This window comes from Streptomyces pinistramenti (assembly GCF_020564935.1).
In the GTDB taxonomy this organism is placed as follows: Bacteria; Actinomycetota; Actinomycetes; order Streptomycetales; family Streptomycetaceae; genus Streptomyces; species Streptomyces pinistramenti.
Map to the genome: position 1 here is coordinate 1 of NZ_JAJCXB010000108.1, position 10276 is coordinate 10276.

The window sequence follows — 10276 nt, forward strand, 5'->3', positions numbered from 1 at the left end:
GGGGCCCGGCCCGGCGGTCCCGGCGCCCGCGGCCGCGCGGCGCCCGGCGGCCCGATGGACGTACGCGGCCCGGACACCCTGAGCCGTACGGGCGGCCCGTACGGCCCCGCCGACCGTTCCTGCCCGCCCCGCCCCGCCCCGATCGAGGTCCCCCACCCATGAACGCACGCCAGCGCCGCGGACTGATCCTGCTGCTCCTGTCGGCCCTGTGCGCGGCCGCCGCATTCGTCGGCGTGCTGTCGGTCATCAGGAACGTCGAGTCCAAGGTCGGCCCGGAGAAGACCGCCTACCGGCTGAAGACCGACGTCGCGGCCTACAAGGCGCTGGATCCCGGGCAGTTCGAGAAGGTGGCGATGCCCGAGCGGTGGCTGCCGGCCACCGCCGTGACCCGGCTCGACGACCTCAGCGGCAAGATAGCGGTCACCCCCCTGCACAAGGGATCCCTCCTCCAGGACGACATGATCGTCGACCGGCCCGCGCTCAAGCCGGGCGAGCAGGAGATCGCCATCATGATCGACGCCGCCACCGGCGTGGCCGGCAAGATCAACCCCGGCGCGCGGGTGAACATCTACGCCACGTTCGATGGCAAGCGCCCCGAGGACAAGCCGGTCTCCAAGGTCATCGTGGCCGGCGCCCAGGTCATCGACGTCGGCAAGCTCACGCCGCTGGAGGCCAAGGACCCCGGCGACACCACCGCGGCCCGCAGGGACGGCGAGGCCGTCCCGATCACCTTCGCGCTCGGCACCCGCGACGCCCAACGCGTCGCCTACGCCGAGTCCTTCGCCTCCCACGTACGCCTGGCCCTGCTCGCCCCCGGCAGCCAAGCCGCCATCCCGCCCGGCGAGCGCACCTACACCCTGGACGGCGACAAGTGACCCGGAGGCACCGGTGACCATCCGCATCCTGCCGGCCATCGGCGACCCCGACACCGCGCGCGCCGTCGCCGCGCTGCTCGGAGCGCTCCCGCACGCGGAACCCGCGCCCCAGGCCGCCGACTCCACCGCGCTGCTCGACACACTGGCCGGCGCCGTGCCGCCCGGGGCGAACGGCCCCGCCGCCGTCGAGGCGCTGCCCGAGGTCGTCCTCGTCCACGAACGGATCGGGCCGCTGCCCGCGCTCGACCTGATCCGCGAGGTCGCGCTGCGCTTCCCCGCCGTCGGCGTCGTCCTGATCACCACCGACGCCGGGCCCGCGCTGTTCTCCGCCGCCATGGACGCCGGCGCCCGCGGCATCGTCAAACTGCCCCTGGGCCACGACGAACTGGCGGCCCGGGTCCAGGCCGCCGCCCAGTGGTCGGCCGGAGTGCGCGCCCACCTCGGGGCCGGCCAGGACGCGCTGCCGGGACCGGCAGGAACGCTGGTGACCGTCACCGGCGCCAAGGGCGGCGTCGGCACCACCGTCGCCGCCGTGCAGCTCGCGCTCGCCGCCCGTGGCGCGGGCCGCAGTGTCGCGCTGGTCGACCTCGACCTCCAGTCCGGCGACGTCGCCTCCTATCTGGACGTCCAGTTCCGCCGCTCCGTCGTCGACCTCGCCGGCATCGCCGACATCTCCGTACGGGTACTCCAGGACGCGGTGCACGACCACCCCACGGGACTCGGCCTGCTGCTCGCACCGGACGAGGGGGAGCGCGGCGAGGAGGTCGACGACCGGGCGGCCCGCCAGATCCTCACCGCGCTGCGCTCCCGCTACGAAGTGGTGATCGTCGACTGCGGCTCCCAGATGCAGTCCGCGAACGCCGCCGCCGTCGAACTCGCCGGCACCGCCCTGCTGGTGACCACCCCCGACGTGGTGTCCGTACGCGCCGCCAAACGCCAGGTGCGGCTCTGGGACCGGCTCCAGATCCGCAAGGCCGAGGACACCACCACCGTCATCAACCGCCTCACCCGGCACACCGAGATCCAGCCGCCGCTGGTCGCCAAGGCCACCGGCACCCAGGTCGCCAGGACCACCGTCCCGGCCGCCTTCAAGGAACTCCAGCCGTGCGTCGACTCCGGCCGGATGCAGGACCTCGACAGCCGGTCGACGGTTCGCGCGGCGCTGTGGGCGCTGGCCGGCGAACTCGGCCTGATCGACGTACCCGAGGCCGTACCCGGCCGCCCGGGGCACCGCGCCCGCCCCTCGCTGACCGGCCGCAAGCGCAAGGCCCTCACGGCGGGCCCCGGCACCGCGGCCCACCGGGCGCCGGGCGCGGCGGCGACGGGCCCGCGCGACCCGGCCGCCCCGGAGGGCTGAGCGGTGCGGCGCCCGCTGGGCGGCAGCGACCGCGGCCAGGTCTCCGTGGAGTTCCTCGGCGTGCTTCCGCTGATCCTGCTGGTTCTCGTCCTGCTCTGGCAGTTCGTGCTGGTCGGCTACACCTTCACGCTCGCCGCCAACTCCGCGGACAAGGGCGCGCGGGCGGCCACCGCGACCCTCGACGGCGGCCCCGGCGCCTGCCGCGCCGCCGCCGAGGACGACCTGCCCGCCTCCTGGCGCGAGGGCGCCAGCACGTCCTGCGGCACCGAAGCCGGACTGTGGAAGGCGACCGTACGCATCAAGGTCCCGGTGCTCTTTCCCGGGGCGGGCAACTTCCCGTGGACGGTCACCGGCACCGCGGGCGCGGCGGAGGAGGGCTGAGGGATGACACGGACCACGAGGATGCGGCGGAGGGCGGCGGCCCGGCGCCCGGTGCCCGCCAGGCTGCGCGGCCGCGGCCGGGACCGCGGGCAGGCGTCCATCGAATTCCTCGGCTTCCTGCCGCTGCTGCTGCTCGTCGCGCTCGCCGTCGTCCAGCTCGGCATCGCCGCCTACGCCGTCCAGCAGGCCGGCACCGGAGCCCGCGCCGCCGCCAGGACCGCCTCGCTCGACGCGGCGGACCGCCGGACCGGGCCGCAGGCCGCCGGGCGGGCGGCGATGAGCGGCTGGGTCGGCAAGGGGGCGCGGATCAGCGTCGGCGGCGGCAGCGGCGCGGTACGCGCCACGGCGACCGTCACCATCCCCTCCGTCATCCCCGGCGTCGGCTTCGGAACCGCCAGCCGCAGCGCGACGATGCCCCGCCCCGCGGACCCGCCCGCGCCGGGCGCCGCCGCCTGGGAAGGAGCCCTCGCGCGATGAGCCTCAAAGGCCGGATCAGCACGCCGGAGCCCACCGGAGAGCCCCGCCAGGACGGCCATCTGGTGCCCGTCTACCGTGCCAAACTCCTCGCCGAGATCGACCTCGCGGAGATGTCGTCGCTGGCCGCGGCCGAACGCCGCTCGCGCCTTGAGCGGGTGCTCGGCCACATCATCAGCCGCGAGGGCCCGGTGCTCTCCACCGCCGAACGGGGCCGCCTCATCCGCCGGGTGGTGGACGAGGCGCTGGGCCTGGGCGTCCTGGAACCGCTCCTGGAGGACGCCTCGATCACCGAGATCATGGTCAACGGCCCGGACCAGGTCTACGTCGAACGCTCCGGCCGGGTCGAGCTGGTCCCCGTCCGCTTCGCCTCGCACGAGCAGCTGATGCAGACCATCGAGCGGATCGTCTCCACCGTCAACCGCCGCGTGGACGAGTCGAATCCGATGGTCGACGCCCGGCTGCCGTCCGGCGAACGCGTCAACGTCATCATCCCGCCGCTCGCCCTCAACGGCGCCACCCTCACCATCCGCCGCTTCCCGCGCGCCTACACCCTCGCCGAACTCATCGGCATGGGCACCCTCGACGACCAGATGCTGATGCTCCTCGCCGCGCTGGTCCGCGCCAAGGTCAACATCGTCGTCTCCGGAGCCACAGGCGCCGGCAAGACCACCCTGCTCAACGCGCTGTCCGGGCTGATCCCCGACGGCGAGCGGATCATCACCGTCGAGGACGCCGCCGAACTCCAGCTCCAGCAGAGCCACGTCATCCGTCTCGAATCCCGGCCGCCCAACGTCGAGGGCAAGGGCCGGATCACCATCCGCGACCTCGTACGCAACTCCCTGCGGATGCGCCCCGACCGCATCATCGTCGGCGAGGTGCGCGGCGGCGAGACCCTCGACATGCTCCAGGCGATGTCCACCGGACACGACGGATCGCTGGCGACGGTGCACGCCAACAGCGCCGAGGACGCTCTGATGAGGCTCCAGACCCTCGCCTCCATGTCCGACGTCAAGATCCCCTTCGAGGCGCTGCGCGACCAGATCAACAGCGCCGTCGACTGCCTCGTCCAGCTCGGCAGACACGCCGACGGCGCCCGCCGGATCAGCGAGATCGCCCTGCTCGACTCGCGCGGCCACGAGGACTACCGCATCGCCACCGTCTGCCGCTTCGACGCCGAACCGATGGCCGCCGACCGCGTCGTGCACGGCAGTTTCCGCTACTTCCCGCTGCCCCGACGGATCGCCGAACGCCTCTACATGGCGGGCGAAGCCACCCCGCCCGCCTTCGGCGTCGCCGCCACCGACGACCAACTCGCCACCCGGGAAGCCCGATGAACCCCGCCCCCAGCCCCTCCGACCCTTCCAGGGAGCACACCCGATGAGCGGCATGGACCCCGCGCTGCCGGCCCTCGGCGCCAGCCTGCTCTGCGGGGCACTCGCGGTGGCAGGGATCCGGACGTACGCGGCCGGGCGGGCCCAGCGGCAGGCCGTCGTGGACCGGCTCGCCGACGAGCGCGGGCTGCCGGTGACGGGACGGGGCCGCCGCTTCGGCTCCGTCGACCGCGCGGTGCGCGGCACCCGCTTCGGCCGCCGCATCGAACGCCGGCTGGCCGCCACCGGCCTTGACGTCACCCCCGGCGAGTTCACCGTCTACCTGCTCGCCGCCATCGTCGTCCTCTGGGTGATCGCGCAGGCCACCCTCGCCGCGTTCTTCGGCCCGATCGCCGCCCTCACCGTCGTCTGGGCCGCCTTCGCCTTCCTCAACTGGCAGCGCCAGAAACGCATCGAGAGATTCATCAACCAACTCCCCGAACTCTCCCGCATCCTGGCCAACGCCACCCAGGCCGGACTCGCCCTGCGCACCGCCCTGGGCATGGCGGCCGAGGAACTGGAGGCCCCGGCGGGCGAGGAACTGGCCAAAGTCTCCGACAAGCTCGCCGTCGGCCACTCCGTGGACGAGGCGCTCGGTGAACTCGCCGAACGCCTGCCCTCGCGCGAACTGGTCGTCCTGGTCACCACGCTGGTACTCGCCAACCGCGCGGGTGGCACCGTCGTCGGCTCGCTGCGCAACCTCACCAAGACGCTGGAGGAGCGCAAGGAGACCCGCCGCGAGGTCCGCACCCAGCTCTCCCAGGTCGTCGTCACCGCCTACGTCGTCCCGCTGCTCGGCATCGGCACCCTGCTGCTCATGAACCGCATCGCGCCCGGCGCCATCGACCGGATGACCTCGTCCTTCCCCGGCCAGCTCGCGGTCGTCGCCGCCTTCGTGCTCTACGGACTCGGCTTCTTCTTCATCCGCAAGCTCTCCAAGATCGACGTGTAGGGGACGGGTATCGCCATGGGCATCGGAATCGGAATCCTGCTGGCGCTCGTCCTCGCGCTCTCGGTCGCCGGCATCTGCTGCGGCCTCGCGCTCTACCGCCGCGAGGCCGAACTGCCGCCCGACCTCGCGGTGTCCCTGGAGGTCGGCGCGACCCGCACCACCGCCGTCGGCTCGGCCGTCGACCGTACGGGCATGCGCTACGCGCCCGCGGTCCTGCGGCTGATGGGCGACAAGCGCGTCGCCCGGGTCCGCCGCCGCATCGACCTGGCGGGCAACCCCGGCGGGCTGACCGTCGACCGCTACGCCGCCCGCCGCGCCGTCTACGGCGCACTCGGCCTCTTCGGCGCGCTGGTGATGTTCCTGCGCGGCCAGCCGCTCCTCGGTGTCCTGATGGTGCTCTTCGCGCTGTTCTGGACCGAGGTCGGCATCTGGGCCGCGATCCGCCAGCGCAAGGACACCATCGAGCGGACCCTGCCGGACTTCCTGGACGTCCTGGCGGTGGTCGTCAGCGCGGGGCTCGGTTTCCGCCAGGCTCTGGACCGCGTCGCCGGCCGCTACGAAGGCCCCTGGGCCGACGAACTCCGCATCACCCTGCGCCAGATGGACATGGGTGTCAGCCGCCGCGAAGCCTTCGAGGAACTGCGCAAACGCAACGACTCGGAGCAGGTCGCGCAGTTCGTCACCGCACTTCAGCAGGGCGAGGAGCTGGGCGCGCCGATCGTCGACACGCTGATCCAGATCGCCGACGACATGCGGCGCACGGACGCGCAGAACGCCCGCAGGCGCGCCGCCCGCGCCGTACCCAAGGCCACCATGGTCGTCACCACCTTCATGGTCCCGGCCACCATGATCCTGCTGATCGCCGGGTTCTTCCTGGGCTCTGGCACCCACTTCGGTTCCCTGCTGGGGGAGTGAAGGGCGGTGAAGGGGACGGGGGTCACCGGGGGGCGGAAAAGGGCGCAGGGCGCCGCGCGCCGGGGCGGTCGCGCACCCGCCGTTGAGCGCGCCCGCGCAACCGGCCGGATACCTCCCAGGGACACCGCCGCTTCCGGTCAACTCCTTCGCAACAGCAACGAGTTGTGCCACAGTGGGTGCCTCGGCGGCCCCTTCGCACCCCGGTGCGTTCGGGCCGGCCGGCCCGCCACGGCGCCGGCATCGCTATCGGATGGTCCCGGAGGGGGATCGGGGGTGAACGGGGTGCGAAATGCGCTGCCGGGCCCAAGTGCCCTGAGTGGCCGAAAAGCTGCGCTGTGTCCCTTCTCCGTGTCCCCGCAGGAGTATTGGGTACGGATTCCCTGTTCCGGGAACGCCTATCCGGCGTACTTTTCTCGTGTCGTGACCGCGGAGCAACGCGCCGACACCGGGGGGACAGCCCAGCCGGACCAGAGCGGGACGGCCGCCCATGGAGGGAAAGACGATGGCGAAGCGGATTTTGGGGAACGACCGGGGACAGACCTCGATCGAGTACCTCGGCATCATCGCGGTGGTCGTGGCGATCGTCCTGGTCCTGTCCACCACGGACTTCGGCAGCCAGATCGCCAACGCCATCGCCAACAAGATCTCCGACGTCGTCGGCATCTAGCTGCCGCCACCGCCATGACGGCCCGCACCGCGCGCCGCCGGCGCGATGCCGGCCAGGCTTTCCCGATCTACATCGTGGCGGTCGCAGGACTGCTCTTCCTCGCCTTCGCCTTCTTCGCCGTCGGCCAGGCCGCCGCGACCCGCAACAGCGCGCAGACCGCGGCCGACGCCGCCGCCCTGGCCGCCGGGCAGCAGTACCGCGACCAGCTCAGCGCGGGGTTCATCGACGCGCTGCGGCACGGCGCGGCCTGGCAGGACCTGATCGAGGGCCGCGGCGTCGACTCCGGCGCGGCCTGCGACCACGCCGCCTGGTTCGCCGGACGCAACGACGCCACGGTCTCCTCCTGCACCCCCGACTCCTGGCCCACCTCCTTCGCGGTCCGCGTCACCTCCCGTACCGCCGTGGGACGTTCGGTGATCCCCGGCACCGAGCACACCCACGCCGCCGCCGACGCCACCGCCGTCGTCGCCCCCCGCTGCACGGTCTCCGACACGCCGGGCGAAGGAACGGGCAACGGCAAGGTCGGGGACGGTAATAAGGACGCCAACGGCAAGGGCGGCAAGGACGGCAAGGGGGACGGCAAGCCCGGCGGGGGAGATTCCGGGGACGCGCCGTCCCCCGTCCGCCTCGTCTGCGACGGCCGGGCCTGGCAGCTCGACCCCGCCGCGCTCCACGGCCTTCCGGAAGCCGCCGACCTGTTCTCCGTGCGGCTCGCCCGATGACCGCCAGGACACGCGGCACACCGGCCGCCGCGCGCACCGCCAGGAGTTCTTGCCGCCCGGCCGGACCGACGACCCGCTGACGACCAAAGGATTCGCACCCATGAGCATGCGGCGCACCACGAAAGCCGCCCGAGGAGCGGTCGCCATGGCGAGTGCGGCCGGCCTGGCACTGGTCGTGGCCGGCTGCGGTGGCGGCGGCGCCGCCTCACAGACGGCGGACGGCAGCCACCCGAAACGGAGCACCGCCCCCAAGGAGACCGGATCCACCGCCCCCGCCGCCGAATCGGACACCGTCATCGGCGAGATCAAGGGCCCGGACGGCGTCGACGTCACCCTGCACTCCGTGATCCGCGACTCCGGCGGATTCGTCACCGTCAACGGCACCGTCACCAACCACGGCAACCGCGTCTTCAACGCCATCGACTGGCGCTCCAACGAGTCGGAGCTGCGTTCCAGGTCCTCCCTCTCCGGCGCCACGCTCGTCGACAAGGAGGGCAAGAAACGGTACTTGGTGCTCCGCGACACCGACGGCGAGTGCCTGTGCACCACCGGCCTGAGCGGACTGCGACCAGGAGCGAGCCGCCCGATCTTCGCCCAGTTCCCCGCGCCGCCCGCCAAGGTGACCCAGGTCGACTTCCAGCTGCCGACCATGCCGCCGGCCAGCGTGCAGATCACGGAGTGAGAAGCCGATGACCGCCACGCACCCGCCCCGCGCCACCTCGCGGCCCCGCACCGCCGCCACCGCCGCCGCCGTGCTGCTGCTGACCGCCGCGCTCGCCGTCCCCGCCGCGCGCGCCGACACCCCACCGGGCGTCACGGAGGACACCACCCCGCCGGTCCACATCGATTCCCGTGACCCCGATCTGCGCATGGTCCAGGGCGCGAAGCTCGCCCCGTCGAAGGTCCTCAACATCAAGTCGGTCGTCGAGACCGACGACGGCTCCGAGCGGCGGCAGGACACCAACGACAACGTGACGTTCTCGCTCCAGGCCGAGGTGCTGTTCGCCAAGGACAGCGCCGAACTGTCGTCGGACGCCCACTCCCGGATCGGCACCATCGCCACCGAATCCCAGCGCCAACACGCCACCAGCCTGCGGGTCTTCGGCTTCACCGACAACCTCGGCTCGTCCGCCCACGGCATCAAACTGTCGAAGGAGCGCGCCCACGCCGTCCAGCGCGAACTGGCCGAGCAGCTGGACCCCTCGGTGACGTTCCAGATCCGCGGCTACGGCGAGCAGTACCCCATCGCCGACAACAGCACCGAAGCCGGCCGCAAGAAGAACCGCCGGGTGGAGGTCAGCTTTCCCCGCGCGTCGTAGGGGGCGAAGGGGCAGCGCAGTGCCCCAACTTGCCTCCTTTCACGGTGTGTTCGGCGGCGTTCCCGCCTGCCGGACCTCCAGCGTCAGGCCGGGCCGCAGGCCCCAGCGGGCCATCGCCCCCGCCTCCGCCTCCAGCACGTGCCGGGACCGCGCCCGCGGCAGACCCAGCCGCCCCGGGCACATGGTCCGCACCGCCATCACCCTGAAGTCCCGGGTCAGATAGGCGACATCGAGCGCGAACCGCATCCGGAAGGTGTGCACCCCGCTCGCCGGCGTCAGCAACAACACCCCCTCGATGCCGTCGCGTCCCAACAGCCCCCGGGTGCGCGCCCGGTAGGACGCCGCGACCTCGACGGGCACCACCACGTCCGCGCCGTGCAGCGTCCCCGATCCGTCCCGCCACCGCTTCGCCGAACCCACCATGAGCGCCGTTCTACCAGCCCCGCACGAGAGTTGCCGACCCACCCCGGGCCGGCCCGCCGCGTTCTATGGTCGTCGTGTGCCGCCGACGCTGATGATCCTCGCCGCCGCCTACGGCGCCGCCACCGGACTGCTGCTGCCCCGCCCCGCTCACCGGATGGCCGTCGAACCGGAGGAGAACTGGCGCGCGCACTGCCCCGGAGGCCACCCCCTCACCGGATACGCCCGCGGCTGGCTGGGACCGCCGCGCTGCCCGCGCTGCCGGACGGCGTACGGGCCGCGGGCACTGCCGACGGCGGCCGCGACCGCGCTGGTCTGCGCGGCGCTCGCGGCGGCCACCGGCGCCCGCCCGGAGCTGGCCGCCTGGCTGCTGATGGCCCCGGTCGCCGTCCTCCTGACGGCCGTCGACTGGCGGGTACGACGCCTCCCGGACGCGCTGACGCTGCCGCTCGCCGCCCTCGCCGCCACGACCCTCGGACTCGTCGGCTGGCTGACCGGTACGTCCGGCTCCTGGCTGCGGGCACTGCTGGGCGGCCTGCTGCTCGGCGGGTGCTACCTGCTGCTCTTCGCCGTCAACCCGAGCGGCATCGGCCTGGGCGACGCCAAACTGGCGCTCGGCCTGGGGATCGCCCTGGGCTGGTACGGCTGGCGCGCCCTGCTCACCGGCGGCGCCGCGGGGGTGTTCCTCGGCGCGCTGTGGGGCGCCGCTCTGCTGCTCGCCCGCCGCGGCCGGCGCCAGGAGCCCATGCCGCTCGGCCCCTTCATGATCGCCGGAGCCCTCTGCGGTCTGCTGCCCGCGGCCGCCGCGGCCGGCTGACGCG

At 73.3% G+C, this 10276-nt stretch carries 13 protein-coding genes; 12 read left to right on the forward strand and 1 reads right to left on the reverse strand.

Translation table 11 applies throughout. The annotated features are described in order from the left end of the window. Positions 1-158 precede the first annotated feature (158 nt). The 11 genes from cpaB (at position 159) to LIU39_RS34190 (ending at position 9035) form a co-directional block, all read left to right on the forward strand. Positions 159-875 carry a Flp pilus assembly protein CpaB gene (cpaB, locus tag LIU39_RS34140; RefSeq protein WP_227050868.1) on the forward strand — a complete coding sequence of 239 codons (717 nt, stop codon included), beginning with the start codon at positions 159-161 and terminating at the stop codon, positions 873-875. A gap of 13 nt (positions 876-888) precedes the next feature. Further along, on the forward strand, positions 889-2232 hold the full coding sequence (locus LIU39_RS34145) for a CpaE/TadZ family protein (protein ID WP_227050869.1): 1344 nt from the start codon (positions 889-891) through the stop codon (positions 2230-2232). A gap of 3 nt (positions 2233-2235) precedes the next feature. Continuing rightward, a complete protein-coding gene (locus tag LIU39_RS34150) occupies positions 2236-2613 on the forward strand; it encodes a TadE/TadG family type IV pilus assembly protein (RefSeq protein ID WP_227050870.1) in 378 nt (125 codons plus the stop codon). Between the two features lie 3 nt (positions 2614-2616). Continuing rightward, entirely contained in the window at positions 2617-3090 is a 474-nt protein-coding gene (locus LIU39_RS34155; protein WP_372464156.1) for a TadE/TadG family type IV pilus assembly protein, read from the forward strand. After that, positions 3087-4424, forward strand: a complete 1338-nt coding sequence (locus tag LIU39_RS34160; RefSeq protein ID WP_227050871.1) for a TadA family conjugal transfer-associated ATPase — start codon at positions 3087-3089, stop codon at positions 4422-4424. The genes LIU39_RS34155 and LIU39_RS34160 overlap by 4 nt, the downstream gene beginning before the upstream one ends. Before the next feature lie 43 nt (positions 4425-4467). Continuing rightward, complete coding sequence (locus LIU39_RS34165) at positions 4468-5412, forward strand: type II secretion system F family protein (RefSeq protein WP_227050872.1); 945 nt, start codon at positions 4468-4470, stop codon at positions 5410-5412. A gap of 15 nt (positions 5413-5427) precedes the next feature. Then, entirely contained in the window at positions 5428-6327 is a 900-nt protein-coding gene (locus LIU39_RS34170) for a DUF5936 domain-containing protein (protein WP_264483562.1), read from the forward strand. 502 nt (positions 6328-6829) lie between these two features. Then, positions 6830-6994, forward strand: a complete 165-nt coding sequence (locus LIU39_RS34175) for a membrane protein (RefSeq protein WP_018089307.1) — start codon at positions 6830-6832, stop codon at positions 6992-6994. A gap of 14 nt (positions 6995-7008) precedes the next feature. After that, positions 7009-7716, forward strand: a complete 708-nt coding sequence (locus LIU39_RS34180; RefSeq protein ID WP_227050873.1) for a pilus assembly protein TadG-related protein — start codon at positions 7009-7011, stop codon at positions 7714-7716. A 100-nt stretch (positions 7717-7816) separates the two neighbouring features. Next, positions 7817-8398, forward strand: coding sequence for a hypothetical protein (locus LIU39_RS34185; protein WP_227050874.1), 582 nt, complete (start codon positions 7817-7819; stop codon positions 8396-8398). A gap of 7 nt (positions 8399-8405) precedes the next feature. Then, complete coding sequence (locus LIU39_RS34190; RefSeq protein WP_227050875.1) at positions 8406-9035, forward strand: OmpA family protein; 630 nt, start codon at positions 8406-8408, stop codon at positions 9033-9035. 39 nt (positions 9036-9074) lie between these two features. Here the strand turns inward: LIU39_RS34190 and LIU39_RS34195 are convergent, their stop codons facing one another. Continuing rightward, a complete protein-coding gene (locus LIU39_RS34195; RefSeq protein WP_227050876.1) occupies positions 9075-9458 on the reverse strand; it encodes a DUF192 domain-containing protein in 384 nt (127 codons plus the stop codon). A gap of 91 nt (positions 9459-9549) precedes the next feature. Between LIU39_RS34195 and LIU39_RS34200 the strand changes: the two genes are divergently transcribed. Beyond that, positions 9550-10272, forward strand: a complete 723-nt coding sequence (locus LIU39_RS34200) for a prepilin peptidase (RefSeq protein ID WP_264483565.1) — start codon at positions 9550-9552, stop codon at positions 10270-10272. Positions 10273-10276: the final 4 nt, after the last annotated feature.